Source organism: Streptomyces hebeiensis (genome assembly GCF_052983195.1).
The window spans coordinates 6,781,110-6,807,867 of the sequence record NZ_CM129812.1 but is presented as its reverse complement, the minus strand read 5'-3'; the positions used below and the strand labels follow the sequence as shown (position 1 = coordinate 6,807,867).

At 72.3% G+C, this 26,758-nt stretch carries 21 protein-coding genes and 2 pseudogenes; 13 read left to right on the top strand and 10 right to left on the bottom strand.

All coding sequences use genetic code 11. The features are described from left to right. Positions 1-134: 134 nt before the first annotated feature. On the bottom strand, positions 135-998 hold the full coding sequence (locus ACU6P3_RS29160; protein ID WP_447198115.1) for an SMP-30/gluconolactonase/LRE family protein: 864 nt from the start codon (positions 996-998) through the stop codon (positions 135-137). Positions 999-1,057: 59 nt separating this feature from the next. Beyond that, complete coding sequence (locus tag ACU6P3_RS29155) at positions 1,058-1,828, bottom strand: IclR family transcriptional regulator (RefSeq protein WP_447194829.1); 771 nt, start codon at positions 1,826-1,828, stop codon at positions 1,058-1,060. Between the two features lie 160 nt (positions 1,829-1,988). Here ACU6P3_RS29155 and ACU6P3_RS29150 point away from each other — a divergent pair, with 160 nt between their 5' ends. The 6 genes from ACU6P3_RS29150 (at position 1,989) to mmsB (ending at position 9,519) form a co-directional block, all read left to right on the top strand. After that, complete coding sequence (locus tag ACU6P3_RS29150; RefSeq protein WP_447194828.1) at positions 1,989-3,152, top strand: mandelate racemase/muconate lactonizing enzyme family protein; 1,164 nt, start codon at positions 1,989-1,991, stop codon at positions 3,150-3,152. Between the two features lie 56 nt (positions 3,153-3,208). Continuing rightward, the gene (locus ACU6P3_RS29145) at positions 3,209-4,228 is read left to right on the top strand and encodes a zinc-dependent alcohol dehydrogenase (protein ID WP_447198114.1); all 1,020 of its coding nucleotides are present in this window, start codon (positions 3,209-3,211) and stop codon (positions 4,226-4,228) included. Between the two features lie 381 nt (positions 4,229-4,609). After that, positions 4,610-5,590: a hypothetical protein gene (locus ACU6P3_RS29140; RefSeq protein ID WP_447194827.1), complete on the top strand. Its 981-nt coding sequence runs from the start codon at positions 4,610-4,612 to the stop codon at positions 5,588-5,590. Between the two features lie 33 nt (positions 5,591-5,623). After that, on the top strand, positions 5,624-6,724 hold the full coding sequence (gene chvE, locus ACU6P3_RS29135) for a multiple monosaccharide ABC transporter substrate-binding protein (RefSeq protein WP_447194826.1): 1,101 nt from the start codon (positions 5,624-5,626) through the stop codon (positions 6,722-6,724). Further along, entirely contained in the window at positions 6,721-8,262 is a 1,542-nt protein-coding gene (gene mmsA / locus ACU6P3_RS29130) for a multiple monosaccharide ABC transporter ATP-binding protein (protein ID WP_447194825.1), read from the top strand. The genes chvE and mmsA overlap by 4 nt, the downstream gene beginning before the upstream one ends. 6 nt (positions 8,263-8,268) lie before the next feature. Continuing rightward, a complete protein-coding gene (mmsB, locus tag ACU6P3_RS29125; RefSeq protein WP_447194824.1) occupies positions 8,269-9,519 on the top strand; it encodes a multiple monosaccharide ABC transporter permease in 1,251 nt (416 codons plus the stop codon). Between the two features lie 140 nt (positions 9,520-9,659). Here the strand turns inward: mmsB and ACU6P3_RS29120 are convergent, their stop codons facing one another. From ACU6P3_RS29120 to ACU6P3_RS29110, 3 genes are all read right to left on the bottom strand, one after another. Beyond that, on the bottom strand, positions 9,660-10,442 hold the full coding sequence (locus ACU6P3_RS29120; protein WP_447194823.1) for an SAM-dependent methyltransferase: 783 nt from the start codon (positions 10,440-10,442) through the stop codon (positions 9,660-9,662). A gap of 379 nt (positions 10,443-10,821) precedes the next feature. Further along, a complete protein-coding gene (locus ACU6P3_RS29115) occupies positions 10,822-11,058 on the bottom strand; it encodes a DUF397 domain-containing protein (protein WP_030741478.1) in 237 nt (78 codons plus the stop codon). After that, positions 11,059-11,922 carry a Sco1979 family transcriptional regulator gene (locus tag ACU6P3_RS29110; protein WP_447194822.1) on the bottom strand — a complete coding sequence of 288 codons (864 nt, stop codon included), beginning with the start codon at positions 11,920-11,922 and terminating at the stop codon, positions 11,059-11,061. Positions 11,923-12,128: 206 nt separating this feature from the next. Between ACU6P3_RS29110 and ACU6P3_RS29105 the strand changes: the two are divergent. The 3 genes and pseudogenes from ACU6P3_RS29105 to ACU6P3_RS29095 form a co-directional block, all read left to right on the top strand. After that, positions 12,129-12,587, top strand: a pseudogene (locus ACU6P3_RS29105) (ATP-binding protein); the annotation flags it as partial. Positions 12,588-12,868: 281 nt separating this feature from the next. Then, positions 12,869-13,309 carry a hypothetical protein gene (locus ACU6P3_RS29100; protein WP_447194821.1) on the top strand — a complete coding sequence of 147 codons (441 nt, stop codon included), beginning with the start codon at positions 12,869-12,871 and terminating at the stop codon, positions 13,307-13,309. A 126-nt stretch (positions 13,310-13,435) separates the two neighbouring features. After that, on the top strand, positions 13,436-14,716 hold the full coding sequence (locus ACU6P3_RS29095) for an ROK family protein (protein WP_447194820.1): 1,281 nt from the start codon (positions 13,436-13,438) through the stop codon (positions 14,714-14,716). Between the two features lie 313 nt (positions 14,717-15,029). Here the strand turns inward: ACU6P3_RS29095 and xylA are convergent, their stop codons facing one another. After that, positions 15,030-16,199 (bottom strand): xylose isomerase, encoded by a 1,170-nt coding sequence (gene xylA, locus ACU6P3_RS29090; RefSeq protein WP_447194819.1) that lies wholly within the window; start codon positions 16,197-16,199, stop codon positions 15,030-15,032. A gap of 327 nt (positions 16,200-16,526) precedes the next feature. On the opposite strand from xylA, the gene xylB reads away from it, so the two are divergent. Next, positions 16,527-18,002: a xylulokinase gene (xylB, locus tag ACU6P3_RS29085; RefSeq protein WP_447194818.1), complete on the top strand. Its 1,476-nt coding sequence runs from the start codon at positions 16,527-16,529 to the stop codon at positions 18,000-18,002. A gap of 75 nt (positions 18,003-18,077) precedes the next feature. On the opposite strand, the gene ACU6P3_RS29080 is transcribed toward xylB, so the two are convergent. The 4 genes and pseudogenes from ACU6P3_RS29080 to ACU6P3_RS29065 form a co-directional block, all read right to left on the bottom strand. After that, positions 18,078-18,992, bottom strand: a complete 915-nt coding sequence (locus tag ACU6P3_RS29080; RefSeq protein WP_447194817.1) for a LysR family transcriptional regulator — start codon at positions 18,990-18,992, stop codon at positions 18,078-18,080. 4 nt (positions 18,993-18,996) lie between these two features. Then, the gene (locus ACU6P3_RS29075) at positions 18,997-20,220 is read right to left on the bottom strand and encodes a glycine C-acetyltransferase (RefSeq protein WP_447194816.1); all 1,224 of its coding nucleotides are present in this window, start codon (positions 20,218-20,220) and stop codon (positions 18,997-18,999) included. 127 nt (positions 20,221-20,347) lie between these two features. After that, complete coding sequence (gene tdh, locus ACU6P3_RS29070) at positions 20,348-21,376, bottom strand: L-threonine 3-dehydrogenase (protein WP_447194815.1); 1,029 nt, start codon at positions 21,374-21,376, stop codon at positions 20,348-20,350. Positions 21,377-21,880: 504 nt separating this feature from the next. After that, a pseudogene (locus ACU6P3_RS29065) lies at positions 21,881-22,861 on the bottom strand (DMT family transporter); the annotation flags it as partial. Between the two features lie 309 nt (positions 22,862-23,170). Between ACU6P3_RS29065 and ACU6P3_RS29060 the strand changes: the two are divergent. From ACU6P3_RS29060 to ACU6P3_RS29050, 3 genes are all read left to right on the top strand, one after another. After that, positions 23,171-23,788, top strand: a complete 618-nt coding sequence (locus ACU6P3_RS29060) for a TetR/AcrR family transcriptional regulator (RefSeq protein WP_447194814.1) — start codon at positions 23,171-23,173, stop codon at positions 23,786-23,788. A 573-nt stretch (positions 23,789-24,361) separates the two neighbouring features. Next, complete coding sequence (locus ACU6P3_RS29055; RefSeq protein WP_447194813.1) at positions 24,362-25,471, top strand: terpene synthase family protein; 1,110 nt, start codon at positions 24,362-24,364, stop codon at positions 25,469-25,471. A gap of 116 nt (positions 25,472-25,587) precedes the next feature. Continuing rightward, positions 25,588-26,709: a peptidoglycan recognition protein family protein gene (locus ACU6P3_RS29050; protein WP_447194812.1), complete on the top strand. Its 1,122-nt coding sequence runs from the start codon at positions 25,588-25,590 to the stop codon at positions 26,707-26,709. Positions 26,710-26,758: the final 49 nt, after the last annotated feature.

Below are 26,758 nucleotides of genomic sequence, written 5' to 3'. Positions count from 1 at the left end.
ACGCCGCCCCGGCCCGCGCCCCGCACGGAGTACGCCCGGCACCCGGTACGAAACCCCGCGACGCACACGGACGCGCGGCGCGAGGCACAGCGGTGCCCGGGCCGGCGCGGCACCGTCAGCCGCCCCCGTGCCGGTCAGCCGGCGAAGGCGGTGCCCGGCAGGCCCTGCCCCGCGTCCGGCAGCACCAGCAGGGAGCCGGCCAACGGGTGCGGGCGGCGAAGGCCCGTTCGGGCCGTGGTGATGTACAGATCGCGCAGATCCGGGCCGCCGAACGCACACGACGTGGGGCGCCGTACGGGCAGGTCGACCGTGCGGTCCAGGTCGCCGCGCGGCGTGTAGCGGCGCAGCTGTCCGCCGTCCCAGAGGGCCACCCAGACGCAGCCGTCCGCGTCGACGGTGAGTCCGTCGGGGGAACCCGCGCCGTCCTCCACGGACGCCAGGGGGCGCCGGCCGGTGACCCGTTCGCCGTCGACCGTGAACCGGTCGACGCGCCGGGTGGGGGTGTCGATGTAGTACATCGTGCGGCCGTCCGGGCTCCAGCCCGTGCCGTTGCTGATGGTGGCGCCCGCCACCTCGGTGACCGCGCCGCCGGGGGCCACCCGGACCAGCGCCCCGCCGTCCGCGCCCTCGTCGTAGCGCATGCTTCCCGCCCACAGCGCGCCGTCGGGCGCGACGGCCGCGTCGTTGCCGCGCCGCCCCGGCACCGGGTCGTGGACCAGCCACGAGAAGGCGTCCCCGTCGGGACCGTAGAGGCCGATGCCGTCGCGGAGGTTCACCACCAGTCCCCCGCCGGCTCGCGGCAGGGCGGCGCCGACGTGCTGTTCGGTCGCCATGACCGTACGGAGCCCGGAGGCGGGGTCGTAACTGTGGATACGGGCGGAGAGGATGTCCACCCACAGCAGTCGGCCGGCCGCGCCGTCCCACACCGGTCCCTCCCCCAGGACGGCCTCTTCCCGTACGGCGACCTCGACAACGGCGGAGCCGGACCGTCCGCTCAGGCCGGTCCGGCCGCTCCGGACGGCCGTGGTCGTGCCCATGCGGCTCTCGGCGTTCGCGCTCACTTCTGCCCCCGGTATCCGAGGCGTACGGAGAGCGCGCCCGCGCCCTTCGCCGCCAGCTGAGCCAGCTCTTCCTCGCGCTCGTCACTCCAGCGGATCATCGGCACCGAGATCGACAGCGCCGCCACGACCCGGCCCGCGCTGTCCCGCACCGGCGCCGCAACACAGCTCACGTCCGGGTTCGACTCCCGGTGCTCGACCGCGATCCCGCGCTCCCGGATCCGCGCCAGCTCCGCACGCAACGCCACCGGGTCCGTCACACTCGCGGGCGTCATCGCGACGAAGTCGTGTTCCGCGACCAGTGCCTCCAGCTCGGCCTCGGGCAGCGACGCGAGCAGCATCTTGCCGACCGAGGTGCAGTGCGCGGGCAGCCTGCGCCCGGCGGCGGAGACCATCCGGACGGCGTGCGTGGAGTCGACCTTCGCGATGTAGATGACGTCGGTGTCCTCCAGGATGGCGACATGGACGGTCTCGTCGCAGGTCTGCGCGATCTCCCGGGCGACCTGCCGCCCCTCGGCGGCCAGATCGAGCTGCTCCGCGTAACGGCTGCCGAGCTGGTACGCGCGCACGCCGAGCCGGTAGCGGCCGGGCTGCGCGGGGACCGGCGCCAGGTAGGAGCGGGCCGCGAGTGTGGTGAGCAACTCGTGCACCGTGGTGCGCGGCAGCTGGAGCCTGCGGATCACCTCGGGCGCGGTGAGCGTGCCGTCGCCCTCGAGGAACAGTTCGAGGATGTCCAGGGCCCGCGTCACCGCGGGGACCAGTCGCCCCATGGCCGACCCCCCTTCTCGTTCGGTACTTCGGCCATCGGCCGGAATGACGAACACAGGCTAACCGTCGCGCAACCCATTGACACCCCCTGGCGTGCCTGAATACCGTCCTGCCACGATTTCGAACGTGTGACGAAATACCGAACACCAAGGGGCAGTTGCCGTGCGCATCACCGGAATCAGCACACATGTGGTCGGTACGCCCTGGCGTAACCTCACCTACGTCCTGGTCCACACCGACGAGGGTCTCACCGGAGTCGGTGAGACGCGCATGCTCGGCAGGACCGACGCGCTGCTCGGCTATCTGCGGGAGGCCGAGGCCAACCACATCCAGGGCTCCGACCCGTTCGCGGTCGAGGACCTCGTCCGCCGGATGAAGTACGGCGACTACGGGCGGGCCGGAGAGATCGTGATGTCGGGTGTCGCGGTCGTGGAGATGGCGTGCTGGGACATCAAGGGCAAGGCGCTGGGCGTCCCGGTGTGGCAGTTGCTCGGCGGCAAGGTGACGGACAGGGTCAAGGCGTACGCGAACGGCTGGTACACGACGGAGCGTACCCCGGAGGCGTACCACAAGGCGGCCGAAGCCGTGATCGCGCGCGGCTACCGGGCCCTGAAGATCGACCCGTTCGGGACCGGGCACTTCGAGCTGGACCGGGCCGCGAGCAACGAGGCGGTCGCGCTGATCGAGGCCGTGCGGGACGCGATCGGGCCCGAGGCCGAGCTGATGCTGGAGATGCACGGCCGGTTCAGCCCGGCGACCGCGATCCGGATGGCGCGCGAGCTGGCGCCGTACTCCCCGGCCTGGCTGGAGGAGCCCGTACCGCCGGAGAACCTGAAGGCGCTCGCCAAGGTCGCCGAGCGGGTGGACCTGCCGGTCGCGACCGGTGAACGCATCCATGACCGGATCGAGTTCCGCGAGCTGTTCGAGTCCCAGGCCGCCGACATCATCCAGCCCGACGTGGGGCACATCGGCGGCATCCTGGAGACCCGGAAGCTGGCGGCGACCGCGGAGACGCACTACATGCTGATCGCGCCCCACAACGTGGGCGGCTCGGTGCTGACGGCCGCGAGCCTGCAAGTGGCCGCCTGCACCCCGAACTTCAAGATCCTCGAGCACTTCAACGACTTCGCGGACGCGGACATCAAGAAGGTGGTGAAGGGTGCCCCCCGGGTCGACCCCGCCACGGGCTGCTTCGAGGTCTCGCACGCGCCGGGGCTCGGGGTCGAGTTCGACGCCGAGGCCGCGGCCGAATTCCCGCAGCAGCAGGCGCGGTTCGACCTGTGGGCCGAGGGCTGGGAGAAGCGCGACCCGAAGAGCACCCGGTGAGCGGCGGAACGACCGGCGGCGGGACCGCGAACGCCGGGACGGCCGGCGGCGGGACCGTGAGCGGCGTCGGCCGGGCCGTCGTCGTCGACCGGCCCGGCGCGCACCGCCTGGTGACCGTCGACACGCCGGAGCCGGGCCCGGGCGAGGTACGGGTACGGGTGGCCGCGGCCGGAGTCTGTATGAGCGACCGTGAGCTGTACGACGGCCGCCGTGCCCCCGGCTACGTCCGCTACCCGATCACCCCCGGCCACGAGTGGTCGGGAACCGTCGAGGCGGTCGGCGAGGGTGTCGGCCCGGAGCTGATCGGCCGCCGGACGGTCGCCGAGGGCTTCCGCGCCTGCGGCCGGTGCGCGCGCTGCCGGGAGGGCGAGACCTCGCTGTGCACCGCCGGATACGAGGAGACCGGCTTCACCCGGCCGGGGGCGTTCGCCGACCACGTGCTCGTCCCGGCCCGGCTGCTGCACCTCCTCGCCGACGACGCCGACCTGCGGGCCGCCGCCCTGCTGGAGCCGGCCGCCGTGGTGGCGGCCGCGGTACGGTCCGGGCGCCCGGAGCCGGGCGAGCGGATCGCGGTCGTCGGCGCGGGCACCCTCGGGCTGCTGGCCGTTCAACTGCTCGCGGCCTCCTCCCCCGGCGAGCTGACCGTGATCGACCCACGGGCCGAACGGGGCCGAGTCGCCCGGGGGTCCGGCGCCACCGGCGCCCTCGGCCCGGAGGAGGCCGGGCAACTGCACGGCGCGTACGACCTGGTGGTGGAGACGGCCGGGGCGGCCACGACGGCCGCCTCGTCGTGCCTGCTGGCCCGGCGCGGCGGCCGGGTGGTGCTGACCGGGATGTTCGCCGCGGGAGCCGCCGGTATCGATCCCGTGCACCTGTCGGTGCATCAGCTGACGGTGCGGAGCGTCTTCGGCGCGCCGTCCGCCGCCTGGTCGTACGCCGTACGGGCCTTCACCGGCGGGCTGCTCGACCCGGGGCCGCTGGTGACGCACGAACTGCCGCTGGAGAGGTTCGAGGAGGCGATGACACTGGTGGGCGGGGGTGATCCCGGCACCGGCAAGGTGCTGCTCCGCCCCTGACCGGCCGGCCGGAGCGACCCGGCCCCGCCGGGCGCCGCTCCCGGGGCCGGACCGACCGGGTCCAGCGGGGCCGGGCCCGCCCCGACCGCCCCGCCTTCCCGGCATCCCGGCTCCGGCTCCGGCTCCGGCTCCGGCTCCGGCTCCGGCTCAACGTCATCGGCGCCGACTCCGTACCGGCTCCCCGGCTCCGTACCGACCCGCGCGACCCACGCGCCACCCGCCACGACCCACCGCCGGCGGCCGCCCCCGCGGCGCCACTCCGGCCCGTAGGACGGCCGAACCGGCCGGGCCGGCCGGGCCGGCCGGCCCGTACCGCACGGCTCGCCCCCGGGCCCCGGCCCCCGATCCCTCCGCGCAGGACCCCGACCGAAGGACTCGTCCGTGACCGACGCATCAGCCCCCGACCCGCGCCGCCCCGGTGACCAGGCGCTCGCCTCCCTCGGCCTGGCCGCACCCGACGACAACCCCGCGGACGCCTCCCCGCACGCCTTCCCCGACGGCGGCGGATGGCGCACCGAGATCCCGTCCGTGGAAGGCCCGGAGAGCCTCGCCGAGGTGCTCAAGGAGTCCTCCCGCCTGAACGTGCCGATCCACCGTGTCAGCCAGGGCAGCGGCGTATGGATGCTCTCCGACGCCGACATCACCGAGATGGTCGACGCCTGCGCCTCCCGCGACATCGAGCTGTGTCTGTTCACAGGGCCGCGCGGCACCTGGGACACCGGTGCCTCGACCCGTACGGACTCCGGCGGCGCCGGCCTGCGGGCACGCGGCCACAGCGCGCTGGCCGGATGTGTCGAGGACGCCGTGCGCGCCACCGAACTCGGGGTGAAATGCCTCCTGGTCGCGGACGAGGGGGTGCTGTGGACCCTGCACCGGCTGCGCGAGCGGGGCGTGCTCCCGGCCGACACCACCTTCAAGGTCTCGGCGCTGATCGGCCCGGTGAACCCGGCGTCGTACGCGGTCTTCGAGCGGCTCGGCGCCGACTCGATCAACATTCCGTCGGACCTGACGCTCGCTCAGCTCACCGAGATCCGCCGCACCAGCGGCGCTCCCATGGACCTCTACATCGAGGCACCGGACGACCTCGGCGGCTACGTGCGGATGTACGAGGCGGCCGAGCTGATCCGCCGTGGTTCCCCGCTCTATCTCAAGTTCGGCCTGTCGAAGTCCCCCGGCATCTATCCCTACGGCGCCCAGCTCCGCGACACTGCCCTGAGCAGCGCCCGCGAGCGGGTGCGCCGGGGACGGCTGGTCCTCGATCTGCTGGCCCGACACGGCGCCGACGGCGGCATGTCGCCGCTCGGCTCCCGGCTGCCGGGCCCGCTCAGGCGCTTTCCCGTGACCGACGCCACTGACCACTGACCATCGACCACTGATCAAGGACTGATGAACCTCATGCGCAGGAACAGGGCCGCTCTCGCCCTCACCGCAGTCTCCCTCGTCCTCTCCCTCGCCGCCTGCGGGCAGAACAGCGACGGCGGCGGCAAGGAGGAGAAGGGCGGGAAGGGATCCACCGTCGGCATCGCGATGCCGACCAAGTCGTCCGAGCGGTGGATCGCGGACGGAAACAACGTTGTCACGGAGCTCAAGAAGCTCGGTTACAAGACCGACCTCCAGTACGGGGAGGACAACGTTGCCCAGCAGGTCGCCCAGATCGAGAACATGATCACCAAGGGCGTGGACGTCCTGATCGTCGCCGCCATCGACGGCAGCGCGCTCAGCGACGTCCTCCAGCAGGCCGCCGACCAGGACATCAAGGTCATCTCGTACGACCGGCTGATCCTCGGCACCAAGAACGTCGACTACTACGCGTCCTTCGACAACGAGAAGGTCGGCGTCCTCCAGGCCACGTACCTGGTGGAGAAGCTGGGGCTGAAGAGCGGCGAGAAGGGCCCGTTCAACATCGAGCTCTTCGCGGGCTCCCCGGACGACAACAACACGGGCTACTTCTTCAACGGCGCGATGAAGGTGCTCAAGCCGTACATCGACAACAAGCAGCTCGTCATCCGCAGCGGCCAGGACAAGCTGAACCAGGTCACCACCCTGCGCTGGGACGGCGGTACCGCCCAGAAGCGTATGGACGACCTGCTGACCAGGGCGTACGGCTCCGAGAAGCTGGACGCCGTCCTCTCGCCGTACGACGGCATCTCGATCGGCATCCTGTCGGCGCTCAGGTCCGACGGCTACGGGACGGCCGCGAAGCCCTACCCGCTGGTCACCGGGCAGGACGCCGAGGTCCAGTCGATCAAGTCGATCGCGGCGGGCCAGCAGACCATGACGGTCTTCAAGGACATCCGCCTGCTGGCCAAGACGGCCGCTTCGATGACCGACGACCTGCTGAACGACAAGAAGCCCGAGGTCAACGACGAGACGTCGTACAACAACAAGGCCAAGGTCGTCCCGGCCTACCTGCTGAAGCCGGTCAGCGTCGACAAGAGCAACTACCAGAAGGAACTGGTGGACTCCGGCTACATCAAGGCGAGTGACCTGAAGTGACCGCACCTGTCCTGGAGATGCGCTCCATCGTCAAGACCTTCCCCGGGGTCAAGGCGCTCTCCGACGTCACGCTGACCGTGGCCCCGGGGGAGGTGCACGCCATCTGCGGGGAGAACGGCGCGGGCAAGTCCACCCTCATGAAGGTGCTCAGCGGCGTCCACCCGCACGGGAGTTACGAGGGGGAGATCCTCTTCGAGGGCACCCCCTGCGCCTTCCGGGACATCCGGGCCAGCGAGGCCCAGGGCATCGTGATCATCCATCAGGAACTCGCGCTGGTGCCCTACCTGTCGATCGCCGAGAACATCTTCCTCGGCAACGAGCACGCCACCCGGGGCTTCATCAGCTGGAACGAGACGCTGCGGCACGCCGCCGCGCTGCTCAAGCGGGTGGGTCTGGAGGAGCACCCGCAGACCCGGGTCGCCGACATCGGCGTGGGCAAGCAGCAGTTGGTGGAGATCGCCAAGGCGCTGGCCAAGGAGGTGAAGCTGCTGATCCTGGACGAGCCGACGGCGGCGCTCAACGACTCCGACAGCGCCCAGCTGCTGCGCCTGATCGGCGAGTTGAAGGACCAGGGAATCACCTCGATCATCATCTCGCACAAGCTGAACGAGATCGCGGAGGTGGCCGACTCCGTCACCATCATCCGCGACGGCAGGACCATCGAAACCCTCGATGTCAAGGCCGCCTCGACCACCGAGGACCGGATCATCCGGGGCATGGTCGGCCGCGACCTGGACAACCGCTTCCCCGACCGCACCCCCTACGAGGGCGAGGCAGGGGCGCGCCCCGCCCTCGAGGTGGTCGACTGGACCGTGCACCACCCCATCGACCAGCAGCGCAAGGTCGTGGACAACGTCTCGTTCGAGGTGCGCAGGGGCGAGATCGTCGGTATCGCGGGTCTGATGGGCGCCGGCCGCACGGAACTGGCGATGAGCGTCTTCGGGCGCAGTTACGGCCGGAACATCAGCGGTTCGGTCTTCAAGGACGGCGAGCGGATCCAGACCAGGACCGTGCCGGAGGCCGTCCAGCACGGCATCGCCTATGTCACCGAGGACCGCAAGCAGTACGGGCTCAACCTCATCGACACCATCGGCCGGAACATCACCCTGGGCGCCCTGTCCAAGGTCGCCCGGCGCGGGGTGGTCGACGAGCACGAGGAGACCCGGGTCGCCGAGTCGTACCGCACGAGCATGAACATCAAGGCGCCGACCGTCTTCGAGCAGGTCGGCCGGCTCTCCGGCGGCAACCAGCAGAAGGTCGTCCTCAGCAAATGGATCTTCGCGGGTCCCGAGGTGCTGATCCTGGACGAGCCCACGCGCGGGATCGACGTCGGCGCGAAGTACGAGATCTACACCGTCATCGACCAGCTCGCCGCGCAGGGCAAGGCCGTTGTCTTCATCTCATCCGAACTCCCCGAGCTGCTCGGCATGTGCGACCGCATCTACACGATGGCGGCCGGGCGGCTCACCGGCGAGATCTCCCGGGCGGACGCGACTCAAGAAGTCCTGATGCGCCATATGACCAAGATTACGAGGTAGTCGAAGATGGGTCCGGTCACCACCGCCACATCGAGGGGCGACACACCGAAGGGCACCCCGCCCACACCGCGCCCGGCGGGGCGCGGCACGGCGGAACTGCTGCTGGACGCCGCGCGCCGCAACATGCGGCAGTACGGGATGCTCGTCGCGCTCGCCCTGATCGTCATCCTGTTCCAGATATGGACCGACGGGGTCCTCCTCAAACCGAACAACGTCACCAACCTGGTCCTGCAGAACAGCTACATCCTGGTCCTGGCCATCGGCATGATGATCGTCATCATCGCGGGCCACATCGACCTCTCGGTGGGCTCGCTCGCCGCGTTCGTCTCCGCCGCCTGCGCGGTGATGATGGTCGAACACGACGTGCCCTGGGTCCTGGCCCTGGCCATCGGACTGGTCATCGGGGCGATCGCGGGGGCCTGGCAGGGCTTCTGGATCGCGTATCTGGGCATTCCGTCGTTCATCGTCACCCTCGCCGGGATGCTCCTCTTCCGGGGCGGTACGCAGATCTTCCTCGGGTCGCGCTCGCTCGGCCCGTTCCCCGAGGGCTTCCAGAAGATAGCGACGGGCTATCTCCCGGAGGTCGGTCCGAACACCAATTACCACAACATCACGCTGCTGCTGGGACTGGCGCTGCTGGCGTTCGCCCTGGTCCAGGAGGTCCGCGACCGCCGTCGGCAGAAGGCGTACGACCTGGAGGTGCTGCCGCGCAACCTGTTCCTGGCCAAGTGCGTGGCGCTGGCCGCGGCCGTGCTCGCGTTCACGATGACGCTGGCCAGCTACCGGGGCGTGCCGGTGGTCCTGCTGCTGCTCGCGGCGCTGCTCCTCGGCTTCGGCTATGTGATGCGCAACGCCGTGGTGGGCCGTCATGTCTACGCGCTGGGCGGCAACCAGGCCGCGGCGAAGCTGTCCGGCGTCAAGGACAAGCGCGTCACGTTCCTGGTGTTCGTCAACATGGGCGTCCTCGCGGCGCTGGCCGGCGTCGTGTACGCGGCCCGGCTCAACGCGGGTGTGCCGCAGGCCGGCATCAACTTCGAACTGGAGGCCATCGCGGCCGCGTTCATCGGCGGTGCGTCGATGAGCGGCGGCGTCGGAACGGTGTTCGGGGCGATCATCGGCGGCCTGGTCCTCGGTGTCCTCAACAACGGTATGTCGCTGGTGGGCATCGGGACGGACTACCAGCAGGTCATCAAGGGGCTGGTGCTGCTGGCCGCCGTGGGCTTCGACGTCTGGAACAAGCGCCGGGTGGGCGCCTGACGGTCCCGCGCCCAAGGGCGCACGGCCAGTGGGCCTGTGGGGCGGTCCCGCGCTCCGGAGTACGACGGACGCGGCGCCGCGGCACACCTGAAGGTGTCGCGACGCCGCGTCCGTGACCGGCCCCGTCCGGCCCCGTCGGCTCAGAGCGTGCGCGCCACGCCCACGTAGCCCGCGACGGGATCACGGCCGGGAGCCGCTAGGGGCCCACCGGGGTCCGGACGCCAGTCGGCGGCCAGGGTGATGCCCGGCTCCACCAGTTCGAGTCCCTTGAAGAACCTGGCGAATTCCTCCCGGGACCGGGCGGCCGGCGCCGGCCGCCAGCGCTCGTGCGCCGCCTGCTCGTACGGTGCTCCCTCCGGCTCCGCGTCCGCCCTGTCCACCCCGTCCGCCCTGTCGAAGTCGCCGGTCGCGTGGGAGAGCACCAGGAAGCTGCCCGGTGCCAGCGGCTCGAGCAGCCTGCGCACGAGGTCGTACGCGCCGTCCTCGTCGGAGATGAAGTGCAGCCGCGCGAGCAGGAGGAGGGCGACGGGCCGGCCGAGGTCCAGCACCTTGCCGGCCGCCTCGACGACGGCCTCCGGGTCGCGGGCATCGGCTTGGGCGTACTCCGTCACGGCCGCGGAGCCGCCGCCCAGGAGCGCCTCGGCGTACCGGAGGGCGAGCGGCTCACCGCCGGTGTGCAGGACCCGTGAGCCGGGCCCGGCTTCCTGGACGACGCGGTGGAGGCCCGGCTCGGTGGGGACGCGGGTACCGATGTCGAGGTACTGCCGCACCCCGCCCTCGGCGCCCAGCCAGCGCACGGCGCGGTCCCGGAACGCCCGGCTGACGAGGTCCAGCGGATCGCGCGCGAGGTCATACGCGAGGTCATACGCGGGGTCGTGGGCCGGATCACGCGTCGAGTCATGCATCGGTTCATGCACGGTCATGGTGCGCTCCATGAGGTGTGGAATCCCAGGATCGGTGAGCGGGTGGTGCGTGCACTGGAGCTGAGAGCGGGAGCGGGAGCAGGGTCTGGAGCGGGAGGTGGAGCTGGAGGTGGCGGCAGGAGCGGGGCCGCGTCGGACCGGGGCCGGGCCGGAGCTGGGAGCCGGGCCTGGGGGCGACGAGGGTGCGCTGCGGTACGAGGGAGCTGATCAGGCTTACTGCGGTGGAGCTGTCACTCAGAGTGCCGATAGTGCGGGATTCACCGGGCCGAGTGGCCGTATTGTGACTGTGAGTGATGATCAGGCTGAGCGGTTCGGGCCGGATCCGGCCCCCGCCGAGGACCGGATCCGGCCCTTGGGTCAAGCGGTCAGGTGCGTACGGTCAGGTGAGGAGGAAGTCCGCCTGCCCCGACTTCGCGCCTTGGATGAATGCGGCTATCTCGCCGGTGGTGTAGATCAGAGCGGGGCCGTCAGGGTCGGCTGACTGGCGCACGGCGACTCTGCCGTCGGCCAGCTTCATGGCCTCGATGCAGTTGCCGCCGTTGCCACCGCTCCACGGTTTGCGCCAGCCTTCGGCACCGAGTTCAGCGGCGGGCATGCCGTTGTATATGGGATCCATTCACAGCTCCTTGCGGACATCCCTGAGGATCTCCTTCGTGCGTTGTGCAGTCGCGGCTTGCGCCGCCATCCGGTCCATGACCTCCAGGTGAGTGGCCACCTCGGGACGCGCGTCCAGGTAGACGGCGCCCGTGAGGTACTCGCTGTAGACCATGTCCGGCAGTTCGGGTACCGCGAAACGGAAGATGACGAACGGCCCGTAGGTGCCCGGGTGGTGCCCGGCGGAGAACTCCGCGATCTGAAGGGTCACGTTGGGCAGGGCCGAGGCGTCGAGCAGGCGGTCGATCTGCTCCCGCATGATGTCCGGGTCGTCCCCCACCGGCCGGCGCAGGACGGTCTCGTCCAGGACGGCCCAGAACCGGGGCGCGTCCTCGCGGAGCAGGAGCGACTGCCGTTCCATCCGGAGCGCCACATGGCGCTCGATGTCCTCCGGCCGGCTCTCCCCGACGGCGCCCGCGCGCATCACCGCGCGGGCGTACGCCTCGGTCTGGAGCAGCCCGGGAACGAAGTGCGGCTCGTAACTCCGCAGGAGGGAAGCCGCGCCCTCCAGGGAGACGTACATGCTGAACCAGTCAGGCAGGATGTCGTGGAACCGCTGCCACCAGCCGGGCTTGTTGGCCTCCTCGGTGAGCTCGACGAACGAGTCGACCTCGCATTCCGCGATCCCGTAGCCCCTGAGCAGCACCTGCACATAAGGGATCTTGAGAGCGACCTCGGCCGTCTCCATCCTGCGGATGGTCGCGGGAGCCACGCGCAGCAGCTTCGCCGCCTCCTCGCGGCGAAGGCCGGCCCGCTCGCGCAGGTCCTGGAGACGCTTGCCGAGCACGACCTGACCGACGGTCGGGGCGGACCGCGGTTCGCTCACTTCGGGACCTCCCCACGCACGGTTGGCAGCAGTCTGCCATGCATCCAAGCCTAAGCACACGTCACTCTGAATTTTTCAGAGTGCCACTTGCCAAGTGTCTCCGGCGGGTGGAGAGTGATCGGGTGAACCAGTTCACGCGGTTACCCGGCTCCGCTTGCGCGAGCACCCCGTCCGGTGACCGCTCCCCCACCGTGAGGAAATCGGTCGTGGCACCTGGTAATGCACTCAGTCCCCAGCTCGCCGCCCTGTGCCCCGGCAACGTTGTCCGCCGCTACGGGTTCCAACTACCCGCGCACGCGGAGTCCGTCGGCCGTGCCAGACAGCTCACCCTCGACCGGCTCACCCGCTGGGAGATATCCGGGGACATTCGCGAGACAGCCGTGCTCGTGGTGTCCGAGCTGGTGACCAACGCGGTCGTGCACACCGCCGGGGACCACGTCATCTGCGAGCTGCGGGACGGCGGGGGCCTGCTGCGGATCGCGGTGGAGGACCAGGGATACGGGCCGACGGGACCGCAGCTGCACCGTCCCTCGGCGTCCGAGGGGGAATCGGGACGGGGACTGCTCCTGGTGGACGCGGTGTGCAGCGGCTGGGGGACGCACGACACCTCGGGATACGGGCCCGGCCGTGTGGTGTGGGCGGAGCTGCCGTGCGAGGCGCTCCAGCAGCCCGAGCCACGCCGGCAGCCCGCCGAGCCGCAGCGGCAGGCCGAGCCACGCCGACAGGTCCAGCCGCAACTCCCGCAGCAGCGCGGGGCGGAGCCCGGCCGGACGGAGAGCCGGCGCCGTACGGAAACGGTTCGAGGGGAAACGGTTCGGAAGGAACCGGTCCGGGCGGAAGCCGTCCGCTCGGAAACGGTTCGGAAGGAAACACACCGGGCGGCGTCGTCGTACGGTACGCCGCCGCCGCGCCGCGCCCCCCGTACCCCGCATCGGACGGAGCCACCGTGCTGAGGACCGCGCTGCACCGTCTCGGCCGCGGCCGACAGGAGACCGCCCCGGCCGCCCCGGCCGCGCCACGCGGGGCCGAACTCCCGCTGCCGCCCACCCTGCCCGCCTCGCTGGGCTGTGACGCGGTGGGCGTCCCGGAGCGGCACGGCTTCCGGCTGATGGCACGGCTGCCCCGGACGGGCTGCGTGTTCGCAGACGCCGACTGGTGGTGGTGGATCGTTCCCTCGGGCTCGGACCTCGACCTGGCCTGGCCGGCACCGGCCCGGTACGTGACGGGGACGACGGTGCCCGCGACACATCCCCGGCTGATCCACTGGCCCGAGGACTCGACCCCCTACACCCCCCCGATCCCCTTCTACCTGATGGTCTGCCAGCTCTCGGGGACGGCTCCGGCCTGGTCGCCGCGGCCGCCGGTCCCGGCGCCGCAGCGCGGCTGAGCGTCCCGCGGCTGAGCGTCCGAGACACAGCGGGACCGCGGCGGAACGGCACCGCGGTCCGGGGGCGGCCCTCGGCCGAGATCCGGCCCGGGGTCCCGCGGGCCGATCGCATAGGCTTTTCGCGCGATGAACACCAACCACGCCCCCCTCGGTCCCAAGGCCGACAAGGAGACCGTCCGCCGGCACAACCTCAGCCTTGTGCTGCGGGCGGTACGGGACGAGGGCGAAGCGACCAGGGCCGGCGTGGCGGCCTTGGTCGGGCTCACCCGGGCCGCCGTGTCGTCACTGGTCGAGCAGTTGCTGGACGGCGGCTTCCTGTCCGAGTCCGGCAAGACGTTCAGCGGACAGGCCGGACGGCCCGGCACCGTACTGAAAGTCACCCGCTCCGGTCCCGCGGGAATCGGGATCGAGATCAATATCGACTACGTGTCGGTGTGCGTGGTCGACCTGGCCGGTACGGACCGGGTACGGCTGACCGAGCACCTGGACAACCGCGGGGCCCCACCGGACCGGGTACTGGCCCGCGCCGCCACCATCGCGGCGCGGACACTGGAGTCGGCCGCCGAACAGGGACTGCGGCCGGTGGGGGCCCAGCTGGCCCTGCCGGGGCTGGTGTCGGACGGCACGGTCCGCCAGGCACCGAATCTGGGCTGGAACCGGGTGCCGGCCGAGGACCTGTTCGCGCGGGCACTCGCCCGGCTGCGGCCCGCCGCGCCCGCTCTGCCGGTGAGCTCGGACAACGAGGCGAACCTGGCGGCGCTGGCCGAGCTGTGGTTCGGCGGCCTCGGCCCGATCCGTACGTTCCTCTACCTGACCGGCGAGATCGGGGTGGGCGGCGCGCTGGTGCTGGACGGTGAACTGCTGCGCGGCGCGCACGGGTTCGCCGGGGAGATCGGCCACGTGGTGGCCGACGCGTCGGGCCCGCGGTGCCGGTGCGGTTCGCGCGGCTGCCTGGAGCAGTACGCGGGCCAGTCGGCCCTGCTGCGCACGGCGGGCATCCACGAGGACGCGGGCGCGCCGGGCCTGGCGGAGCTGGAACGCCGGGTCCGCGCGGGCGAGGCACGCGCCGTGGCGGCCGTCGAGCGGGCCGGGACGATGCTGGGCCGGGTGGTCTCGGGCGCGGTGAACCTCGTCGACCCGGAAGCGGTCGTGCTGGGCGGGATCTACCGGGAGCTGATGCCCTGGCTGTCCCCGTCCGCCGACCGGGAACTGACCTCCCGCACGGTCTCGGGCCTCTGGCCCCCCGCGGGCGGGCGACTCCGCGCGTCCTCCTCGGCGGGCGACGCGGCGCGGGGGGCGGCGGGACTGGTGGTGCGGGGGGTACTGGCGGACCCGGTGGCGTACGGGTCGCGTGTATCCGGCGGGCCCGGGCCGGGAACCTCCGACGGAAGCCGGAACGTTCACTGACCGCCGCGCGCCCCTTCTTTGAGAGCTCGGTTCGCCTCCGGGGGCGCTCCAAGCCACTGTCGACGGTCGACCGTGCTCGGTTTGCTCGTACCTCACAAACCTCCGCGCGCTCTCCCTTTCGACAGCGGCCGCGCCCCCTTCGGCTCACTCGCCGGCGGACGTGGCCACCCCGGACGTATCGGGCACCCCGGCCGGCTCACCCGTCGGCGGACGTGCCGGGGCCGGGACGTCACGGGAACCCAGAGGCGGGTGGGGTCGCCCCGAAGGTCGCGGGCGCCCCAGGAGGCGAACCGCGCCTCAACAAAGCAAGACTTCAGCGCGCGGCCAGGAGGTGGTCCATCGCCAGCTGGTCCAGCCGTTCGAAGGCCATGCCCCGCTCCGCCGCCGCCGTCACGTCGAAGTCCTCGTACGCCGTCTGGTCGGCCAGCAGGCCCGCCAGTCCCTCCGGGGCCGTGGGCTGGGCCAGTTCGTCCACCCGGGAGGCTCGCAGCGCCTCCTGGACCTCCGGGTCGGCGCGGAAGGCGGCGGCGCGCTCCTTGAGGATCAGGTAGTTGCGCATGCAGCCCGCCGCGGACGCCCACACCCCGTCGAAGTCCTCGGTGCGCGGCGGCTTGAAGTCGAAGTGGCGCGAGCCGTCCCAGCCGGCGCTCTCCAACAGGTCGACCAGCCAGAAGGCGGCGCGCAGGTCGCCCGCGCCGAAGCGGAGGTCCTGGTCGTACTTGATGCCGTTCTGGCCGTTGAGGTCGATGTGGTAGAGCTTCCCGGACCACAGGGCCTGCGCGATGGAGTGCGGGAAGTTCAGGCCCGCCATCTGCTCGTGGCCGACCTCCGGGTTGACGCCGTACAGCTCCGGCCGTTCCAGGCGGTCGATGAAGGCCAGCGCGTGCCCGACGGTGGGGAGCAGGATGTCGCCGCGCGGCTCGTTGGGCTTGGGCTCGATGGCGAACCGGAGGTCGTAGCCCTGTTCCGTGACGTACTCGCCGAACAGGTCGAAGGCCTCCTTCATCCGGTCCAGCGCGACCCTTACGTCCTTCGCGGCACCCGATTCGGCGCCTTCCCGGCCGCCCCAGGCCACGAAGGTACGCGCGCCCAGTTCGGCCGCGAGGTCGATGTTGCGCAGGGTCTTGCGCAGGGCGAAGCGGCGGACGTCGCGGTCGTTGGCGGTGAACGCGCCGTCCTTGAAGACGGGGTGGGTGAAGAGGTTGGTGGTCACCATGGACGTGACCATCCCGGTCGCGTCCAGCGCCTGCCGGAAGCGCTTGACGTGCGATGCGCGCTCCGTGTCGGACGAGCCGAACGGGAACAGGTCGTCGTCGTGGAAGGTCACGCCGTACGCCCCCAGCTCGGCCAGGCGCCGGACGGACTCGACGGGGTCCAGGGCCGGCCGGGTCGCGTCGCCGAACGGGTCCCTGCCCTGCCAGCCCACCGTCCACAGACCGAAGCTGAACTTGTCCTCGGGGGTGGGGATGAAACGCTCCGTCATTCGCTGGCCGCCTTCGACAGCTCGTGGCCCGGGCACCCGCCCGGCCTTTTGTTTCCTGACATGACTAATGATGCACATGAGGGCCGGTCCGGAAAACCCCCTGATGCGACCGGGTGGGCAGGCTCCTCCGATCGCGGTACACCGCACCGGCTACAGCGGATGATCGCCACCCCCGTTCCCGCGCGCCGGGCCATCGCGTAATTTGTTGCCGGCAGTCCAAAAGGCAATCTCCCACGCTTCGCGGCCCGTCATGCGGCGGAGCCGTGGCATCAGCGGAGCCGGTGGGTCCGGTGATTCCGGTACGCCCGTCAGGAAGAGGTAGGCCCCATGACACAGAGCCCGGTCGTGATCGGCGTCGACAGCTCCACGCAGTCCACGAAGGCCGCCTTCACGGATGCCGCGACCGGACGGCTGCTCGGCGTGGGCCGCGCCCCGCACCGGGTCACCGGTGAGGGCGGCGCTCGCGAGACGGATCCGGAGGTGTGGTGGCACGCGCTGCGCGAGGCGGTCGCCGCCGGGCTGAAGGAGTCCGGGACCGACGCCTCGGCCGTGATGGGGATCGCGGTCGCGGGCCAGCAGCACGGACTGGTGGTGCTGGACCGTACGGGTCGGCCGCTGCGCCCGGCGCTGCTGTGGAACGACACGCGTTCGGCCCCGCAGGCCGCCGCCCTCACCGAGGCGCTCGGCGGCCCGGACGCCTGGACGGCGCGGACCGGCTCGGTGCCGGTGGCCTCGATGACGGCGTCGAAGTGGCAGTGGCTGCGGGAGAACGACCCGGCGATCGCCGAGGCCACCGCCGCCGTCCGGCTGCCGCACGACTTCCTCACCGAGCGGCTCGCGGGCACCGCCGCCACCGATCCGGGCGACGCCTCGGGCACCTGCTGGTACTCGACGGCCACCGGCGAGTACGACGCGGAACTGCTCGCGCTGCTCGGGCTGGACGCCGACCTGCTGCCGGCCGTCGCCGGGACGGGCGCCACCCGCGTCGGCACGCTCACCGCCGGCTCGGCGGCGGAGCTGGGCCTGCCGCCGGGCATCGCGGTGGCCGCGGGCACCGGTGACAACATGAGCGCGGCGGTCGGCCTGGGGTTCGGGGGCGACGGACTGCTGGACCACCCGGTGCTCAGCCTCGGCACGTCGGGCACGGTCTTCGCCGCGACCCGCACCCGCCCCGGCTCCCCCGCGCTGTCGGGGTTCGCCGCGGCCGACGGCACGTACCTGCCGCTCGCCTGCACCCTCAACTGCACTCTGGCCGTGGACAAGGTCGCCGCCCTGCTCCGCCTCGACCGCGAGGACGCGCTGCCGGGCGGCGAGGCCGTGCTGCTGCCGTACCTGGACGGCGAGCGCACCCCCGATCTGCCGACGGCGGCCGGCCTGCTGACCGGGCTGCGCCATGACACCACCCCGCAGCAGCTGCTGGGCGCGGCCTACGAGGGGGCGGCGGTGACGGTGCTGCGCGCGCTGGACGAGGTCCTGCGCGCCTGTGGTCTGGACCCGGCCGATCCGGCGGTGGCGGCCCGGCCCCTGCGGTTGGTCGGCGGCGGCGCCCAGGGCCGGACGTGGGTCGAGACGGTACGGCGGCTCTCGGGGCGCCCGCTGGTCGTTCCGGAGAACGGCGAGCTGGTCGCCCTCGGCGCGGCGGCGCTGGCGGCGGGCGCGGCCACGGGCGAGGACCCGGTGGCGATCGCGCGTTCCTGGCGGGCGGGCGAGGGCCCGGAACTGGAGCCGGTGGAGCGTGACCTGGCGACCTGGGAACGGGTGGGCTCGGTCCTGGACCGGGCTGCCCCGAGCCTGCTGAACTGACGGCCGCTCCGCCGGGCCCGTGGGCCGCGGCCGTCCGCCCCACGGGGCCGGCCCGCCCGGGGACGCCGGGCCCGTTCAGTCCGCCGGGAGTCCGGCCGCCACGGACGCCAGGGCGTCCAGGACCGGCCGGATCAGCGGATGCCCCTCGGCTCCCCGGCGGACGGCGGCGAAGACGCGGCGGGTGGCGGCCGGGCCCCGTACGGGGCGCACGACGACGTCCTTCAGCTCCATGCCGCGCAGCGCCGAGCGCGGAACGAGAGCGACTCCGGCGCCCGCGCCGGCGAGGGCGACGACGGCGTGGAAGTCGTCGGAGGAGTGCGCCAGACGCGGTTCGAAACCCGCCCGCTCGCAGGCGAGCTGGAGGACGTCGTGGCAGGGGTTGCCGGGATACGGTCCGGCCCAGTCGTTGCCGGCCAGTTCGGCGAGCGCCACGTCGGGGAGCCGGGCGAGCGGGTGCGCGGCGGGCAGGACCGCGTCGAAGGGCTCCGCGTACAGGGGCGTCCGGGACAGCCTGCGGTCGTCCTCGTGCGGCGCGCCCCGGTACTCGACGGCGACCGCGAGGTCCGCCCGCCCGTCGAGGACCAGGGGCAGGCTCTCGTCGCCCTCGGCGTCCCGTACCCGTACGCGGATGCCCGGGTGCGGACCCGACAGCCGCCGCAGGGCCGGGGCGACGACCTCCGCGATACCGGTGGCGAACGCCGCGACGGTGACCTCCCCGGCCGTCCCGCCCGCGTAGGCGGCGAGTTCGGCCTCCGCGCGCTCCAGTTGGGCGATGACCGTGTGCGCGTGGCCGACCAGGATCTCGCCGGCCGCGGTGAGCCGTACGCCCCGGCCGCTGCGGATCAGCAGCGCGTGCCCGGTCTCCTGTTCCAGGACGGTCAGCTGCTGGGAGACGGCGGACGGGGTGAGGTACAGCGCGGCGGCCGCGGCGGTCACCGTACGGTGGTCCGCCACGGCCCGCAGCACGCGCAGACGCCGGGCATCGATCACCCGCTCATCCTGCCAAGACGCTCCCGGGCGTGTCAGCCCGGTCCATCGCCTCCCTCGCGTCGACGAACGCCTCGACGGCGCGGAGCACGTCGTTCCGGGTGTGCGCGGCCGAGAGCTGGACCCTGATCCGGGCCCGGTCCATCGGGACGACCGGGTAGGAGAAGCCGATCACGTACACCCCGCGCTCCAGGAGCAGTTCCGCCATCCGGCCCGCCCGCGCCGCGTCACCGATCATGACCGGCGCGATGGGGTGGTCACCGGGCAGGATCTCGAACCCCTCCTCGACCATCCGCGTACGGAACAGGGCGGTGTTGGCGCGCAGCCGCTCGCGCAGGTCGTCCGCGCTCTCCAGCAGGTCCAGGACCTTGATCGACGCGGCGGCGATCACGGGGGCGAGGGAGTTGGAGAACAGGTACGGGCGCGAGCGCTGCCGCAGGAGCGCGACGATCTCGGCGCGCGCGGAGACATAGCCGCCCGAGGCGCCGCCGAGCGCCTTGCCGAGGGTGCCGGTGACGATGTCGACGCGGTCGCGCACCCCGTGCAGTTCGGGCGTGCCCCGGCCACCGGGGCCGACGAAGCCGACGGCGTGCGAGTCGTCCACCATGACCAGGGCGTCGTAGCGGTCGGCGAGGTCGCAGATCTCGTCCAGGGGCGCGACATACCCGTCCATCGAGAAGACGCCGTCGGTGACGATCAGCCGGCGGCGGGCGTTCCGCGACTCCATGAGCCTGGTCTCCAGCTCGGCGAGGTCGCGGTTGGCGTAGCGCAGCCGGCGGGCCTTGGAGAGCCGGATGCCGTCGATGATGCTGGCGTGGTTGAGGGCGTCGGAGATCACCGCGTCCTCCGGGCCGAGCAGGGTCTCGAAGACCCCGCCGTTGGCGTCGAAGCACGAGGAGTACAGGATCGTGTCCTCCTGCCCGAGGAAGGCGGACAGCCGCCGCTCCAGTTCCTTGTGCACGTCCTGGGTGCCGCAGATGAACCGTACGGACGCCATGCCGTAGCCCCAGCGGTCCAGCGCCTCCTTGGCCGCGGCGACGACCTCCGGATGGTCCGCGAGACCGAGGTAGTTGTTGGCACAGAAGTTGAGGACGTCGCCCGGGGCGTCGCCGGAGGTGACGGCGACCGCTGCGCGCTGGGGGCTGGAGATCACCCGTTCGGGCTTGAAGAGCCCGGCGTCGCGGATCTCCTCGAGCGTGGCGGACAGTTCGTCCCGGACGGACCCGTACATGGCCGGGGCTCCTTTACGGTCGTTTCGCGGTCGTTCGAGGTCGTTCTCGTTCGGCGGTCAGCCTCGGTCGGCTGTTCTGTCGGCCGCCGGGGGTGCGGAAGGGCCGCGGCGGGGGCGAGGGACCTGCTCAGGCCCAGTTGAGGATGATCTTGCCACTGCGGGCCGTGGCCGCTTCGTCGAACGCCGCGTCGAAGTCCTCGTACCCATAGCTCCCGGTGATCACCGGTGTCAGATCGAGGCCGCCTTCCAGCAGGACGGTCATGGCGTACCAGGTCTCGAACATCTCCCGTCCGTAGATGCCCTTGATCGTGATCATCGATGTGACGATCTTCGCCCAGTCGACGGCGAACTCCTCGGCGGGCAGGCCGAGCATGGCGATCCGGCCGCCGTGGGTCATGTTGTCCACCATGTCGCGCAGGGCCTCGGGACGCCCGGACATCTCCAGGCCGATGTCGAAGCCCTCCTTCAGGCCGAGCAGGCGGTGGGCCTCGGCGATACCGGTGCGGGAGACGTCCAGGGCGAGGGTCGCGCCCGCCTTGCGCGCGAGTTCGAGGCGGTACGGGCTGACGTCGGTGATCGCGACATTGCGCGCGCCCGCGTGCCGGGCCACGGCCGCGGCCATGATCCCGATGGGACCGGCACCGGTGATCAGGACGTCCTCGCCGACGAGGGGGAAGGTGAGCGCGGTGTGCACAGCGTTGCCGAAGGGGTCGAAGATGGCCGCCACGTCCAGCGGCACCTCGCCGTGGTGCACCCACACATTGGTGGCGGGCAGCACCACGTACTCGGCGAACGCGCCGTCGCGGGCGACGCCGAGGCCGACGGTGCGGCGGCAGAGGTGGCGGCGGCCGGCCAGGCAGTTGCGGCAGGCGCCGCAGACCAGGTGCCCTTCGCCACTGACGAGGGCGCCCACGGCGATGTCCGCCGGGACGGCCGCACCCACGGCGGCGACCTCGCCGACGAACTCGTGGCCGAGGACGCGGGGCGCGGCGACGGCCTGCCGGGCCCAGCCGTCCCAGGAGCGGATGTGCAGATCGGTGCCGCAGATGCCGGTGCGCAGGACCTTGATCAGTACGTCCCCGGGGCCGGGCTCCGGTTCCGGGACGTCCATGAGCCAGAGGCCGGGCTCGGCCTTCTGCTTGACAAGTGCCTTCATGGGGCGGCTCCCGGGGGTGCTGGCGCTGTTCCGACGCGCGCGGGCGCGACGGCCCGTGGTCCGTACGGCCCGTGGTGGCATGGCCCGCCGGTGATCGCTGTTCGGTGGTCGATCACCAATCTGACCCGTACCGGCGGTTCAGTCCATCGAGGATTTCTTAACCGGGCGCACAGCGGAACTTCACGCCCCGGCGCGAAACCGCCGCCCGGGGCGCCGTCGTACGCGGCGACGCGCCGGAGGCAGCACGGTTTCCGGGGCCTCCGGCACCTCGTCGGCATCGTCGCCGGCGAGCGGCGGGACCGGTACGGGCGCTCGCCGGACGGGGAAGCGAGGCACCGCCGACCGGGTGGTGCCACCGGGGGCCGGGGCCCTGGTGACCCGCCGAGCCCGCGCGGTCCCAGGCGCTCGGGCGGGCCCCGTCCCCGGTACGGATTCCAGTGACGGCGCCGGTTCGGATCCCGGTGACGGCGGCGCCGGTACGGATTCCCACCGCGGTGCCGGAACAGGTTTCCGTGCCGGTGCCGCCGGCCGCGCCTGTGGGGAGGCCGGTCCGTGGTCCCCGCCCGGTCCCGGGCCCCGTCCCTCGCCCCGCACGGGGGCCGGTCCCGGGCGTGGGCCGGGCACTGTGGCCGGGGCCGGGGCCGCGTTCACCGGCGCACGCGTCAGCAGCACCACCCCGCGTGCCGCGACGACCGCCCCCATCAGGGCCGCTCCCGCGCCCGCCGTGCCGCCCTGCAGCCGTTCGCCCAGCAGCGAGAGCCCGATGACCGCGGCCGCGACCGGATTGGCCAGGGTGAGGACCGCGAGGGGCGCGCCCAGCCCGCCGCGGTACGCCCGCTGGGACAGCAGCAGACCGCCCGACGCGAACGCCGCGACCACCAGTGCCACGGCCCCCGCCTGCCACAGCGGCAACGCACTCGTCCCGCGAGCCGTCGCGGCCACCGTCACCGTCTGAGTGAGCGCGGAGGCGACGCCGGAGGTGATGCCGGAGGCCGCCGCGTGCCGTAGTCCGGGCCGGGCACCCGGCCGGCACAACACTCCCACCAGCACCATCGCCACGCCCGCGACACCGAGCGCCCGCGGCAGGCTCAGCACCTCGTCCGGAGCCGCGCCCGCGGCCGTCAGCAGGATGACCGCGAGGCCGACGAGCGTACAGGCGGTCCCCCGCCACTCGTCCCGGCCGACACGCCGCCCCGCGCGCCGGGCGCCGAGGGGCACGGCCGCGACCAGCGTGAGCGCCCCCAGCGGCTGGACCACCGTGAGCGGCCCGTACGTCAGCGCCGCCACGTGCAGCAGCGCACCGGCCGCGTTGAGCGCGACCGCCCACCACCAGGCGCCCCCGCCGAGCAGGGCGAGCAGCCCGGGCCCGGAAGCCGTCCGGTCCCTGGTACGGGCGGCGAGCCGTTCCTGGGCCACGGCGGCGGTGGCGTACGCGACGGCGGAGACGAGCGAGAGCACGACCGCGACGGCCGTCGCCCCGCTCATCGGGCGGCTGCTGACGTGGTGGCTCGCGGTACGGGGGGAGGCCCGCAGGCGCGGTGGGCGTGGCTCACCCGGCCTCCTCGGCATGGACGGGCACGTCGTCGTGGTGTGACGGTGCGGTGGCGCGGCGGCGCGACCGGAGCCACGCCCTATCGATACGCCAGTGTACCGATACGCGTTCGTATCGGTACACTGGCGTATCGGTACGCGGGCGGCTCGGTAGACTGGCCGACGCGTACGGCACCCCGCACGCCCGCGCCATGACACACGTGATCACCCGCCCGAGCGGGGAGAGACCGACCGGGAGAGACGATGACGCCCCCGCAGCGCCGCTCCAAGATCACGCCGGAACGGGAGCTGGAGCTCTACGAGGCCGCCCTCGACCTGCTCAGGGAGGCCGGCTACGACGCGCTGACGATGGAGGGCGTCGCCGCCCGCTCCCGCTGCGGCAAGTCCACGCTGTACCGCCAGTGGCGTACGAAACCCCAGCTCGTCGCCGCCGCGCTGCGGGGCACGCGCGGGGTCGGGCTGGCGGACGTCGACACCGGTTCGCTGGCCGGGGACCTGCGGGCCGTCGCCCGTTCGGCCGCCGCGGGGGCGGGCCGCGACACCGCCCTGACGCACGCGCTCGGCCACGCGGCCCTGCAGAACCCCGAACTGCTCCAGGTGCTGCGCGAGACCCTCCTCCAGCCAGGGGCCGAGGCGATCCAGGCCATGATCGACCGCGCCGTGGCGCGCGGCGAGATCCCCGCCGACCACCCCGCGGCCGAGTTCGTGGCCACCCAGCTGATCGGCCTCACGCGCGCCCGGATGCTGGTGGAGGGCCGCCAGGCGGACGAGGACTACCTGATCCGCTTCCTCGAGTCCTCCGTGTTCCCCGCCCTGGGCCTGCGCGCCGGCCCGCGAGCCGCCTCGGGCTCGCCCTCATGACGGGCGGGCCGTCGTCCGAGCGGAGACGACGGCCCGTCGGCGCCGCACCGTGGGGACGGGGGCGGCGCGCCCCGGCCCGTGGGCCCCTCCCGGTCAGTCCGCGCCCGGGAGGGGCCCACGGGCGTCCGGCGGTCGTCGTGGAGGATCGGCATGGGTCGAGTGCACAGAGGTCGGGCCGGTGGCGGGGCTTTCCGTACGTCGGACCGCTCGCGCCTCCTCCGATCGACGTAGCCCGACCGAACGGGAACGCCCGGCGGAAGTGTGAGGTTTCGAACGCGGGTCGCAGCGAAATCGCCCGGCCGACAACGGCGTTTTCGCCGCGCCCACCGGAGTCGGCACCGGTAAACAGTCAGCAGACGCCTCCAGGCACATACGTACGGTCCGTCCGATCTCTCGCATCACCGGCCCCGGAAGTGATAAACCCGGCTCATAAGGAGTCAATTCCAGCCAGCTAGTGGCCAGTTGCCTTGTTCAGGGCGATCCGACTCGGCCATATTCACTCCACCCGCATGACACCGTTCACCGGATCCCCCACGCCCCGTCCACCCCTCACCTCGCGCCAGGAGGCCGATCATGACCTGCGTCTCGGATGTCACGGATATCACGGATGTCTCGGCACAAGGGTCGACCGAACGCCTTCCGGCCGTGCCCTTCTACTGTCCCGTGCCTCCCGCCCGGCACCCGGCGCGCGGGGCGCTCAACGAGCAGACCGTACGGTGGATGCTCCATCAGCGCCTGGACACCGACGAACGCCAGGTCAAACGGCTCGAAGTGTGCGACTTCGGCGGACTGACCGCCTCGACCATGCCGTACGGAGAACTCGGGCCGCTCACGCTGATGTCGAAGTTCCACGCCGTCCTGTTCTCCCTGGACGACGGAGTGTGTGACGAATCCGAGGCCACCGCGGACCTGTTGGCTCAGGAGACCTCGCGCATCATGCGGGCCGTCGAGGCGCCGGACTCCTACGCGGCCGGCGATTCGCCGCACGCGACGGCGCTGCGCGGGCTCCGGCGGGAACTGGAACGGTTCGCCACGCCGCTCCAGGTGCGCAGGGTGACCGACGCCATGCGGATCTACACCTCGGGACTCGTGTGGGAGGCGTCCTGGCGGCGCAACCCGCGGCTGCCCTCCGTGGACGATTACGTCACGCTGTGGATGCGAGCCATCGGAATGGCTCCGTCCACGGCGATGATCGAAGTGGTCGGCGGTTTCTCGGTGGCGGAGAAGGACATGCAGGATCCCCGGGTACGGGCCCTGACCGAGATCACCTGGACTCTGGTGAGCTGGGACAACGATCTCTACTCCCGCAACAAGGAACTCCTGCGGGCCGGTGACGACCTCAACCTGATCGATGTGCTGTGCCAGGAACACGACTGCGAGCCGCGCCAGGCCCTCGTCCGGGCGGTGTCGATGCGGGACCGGGTGATGGTGCTCTTCGGCCGGCTGACCGCACAGGTGCTCGAGGAAGCGGACGACGGCCTGCGCCGCTATGTGAAGGGACTGGGGCAGTTCGTCCGCGGACATCTCGACTGGGCGACCCACTGCCCCCGCTACACCGTGCCGACGGGGCCGCAGTCGCCCCCCGGCGGATGGTGGAAGCGGCAGCCGGCCGACGACAGCCTGGAGCCGCTGCCGCTCCCCACGATCGCGTGGTGGTGGGACCAGTTGGACGGCGTGCGCTGACACCACTCGCGCCAACACCGTTGACTTTGCCAGGCGTTGGTGTGGCTGAAGGGACGGCTGAGCACCACCGCGTGTGTAGAGTCCCGGTGTTACGAGCAACCCGAAGGGGATCAACCGTGCTTCGCGAACCTGCCTTGCCCCGCCGTTCCGTTCTCCGAGCGGCCGGTGTCGCCGCCGGAGTCGCGGCCGGAGTCGCCGCTGTACCGGCGATCGGCTCGGCGGCACCGGCCGTGGCCGCCCCTCGGATGCGGACGACCCGCGTTCCCCGTACGCGCGCGAAGCGCGTCACCGGCGCCGCGGCGCGCGCCGTGCGGGCGGACTTTCCCATCGAGTACGTCGCGGTCGACTGGAGCGGGCCCCGGCGGGGCGCCGGTATCAGGCTGCTCCAGCGGGACGGCGGCCGCGGCGCGTGGACGGCGCTGCGACCGGTCTGTGCGGCCGGGGCCGACGGGGGTGCCGGGGATCCGGCGAGGAGTGTCCGCGCACTGGTGCCGGTCGGCGGGGCCGCCGGGTACGAGCTCCGCCTGCCGGACGGGGCGACGGACGTTCGCACCACCGCGATCGACACCGTGAACGGTCCGGCCGTCGACGTCTCCCTGGCCGCGCGGGCGCAGCCGTTCCCGGGCCTGGACATCATCACCCGGGCCGAGTGGGGCGCCGACGAGTCCCTGCGCTTCAAGCCCGACGGCAGCGAGAACTCACCGCAGACCTACTACCCGGCGCAGACGCTGACCGTGCATCACACGGCCGGCGCGAACGGTGACACGGACCCGGCGGCCACCATCCGGGCGTACTACTACCTGCACGCGATCGTGAACGACTGGGGCGACATCGGCTACCACTTCCTGATCGACGAGGCCGGCCGCGTCTACGAGGGCCGTTACACGGGCGCGGACGGCATCCCGGCCCATGACGCGGGCGGGAAGGCGGTCACCGCCTTCCACACCGCCGGCTACAACTCGGGCAACCTCGGCATCGCCCTGCTGGGAACCTTCGAGGGCCAGGGGCCGACGGCCGCCGCCCGCCAGTCGCTCACCACGCTGCTGGCGTCCCTGACCGACTACCACGGTTTCGATCCGCGGGCCGCCGTCACCTTCGTCAACCCGGTCAACGGCGTGACGAAGGACGTCCAGATGATCAGCGGCCACCGTGACTGGCTCGCCACCGAGTGCCCCGGCACCGTGTTGTACGGGGACCTCCCGGACCTGCGCGCGGACGTCGCGGCGGCGCTCTCCTGAAGCCGGGAGGGGGAGCGGGGCCGTACGGTCGTACGCCCCCGCCCGCCTC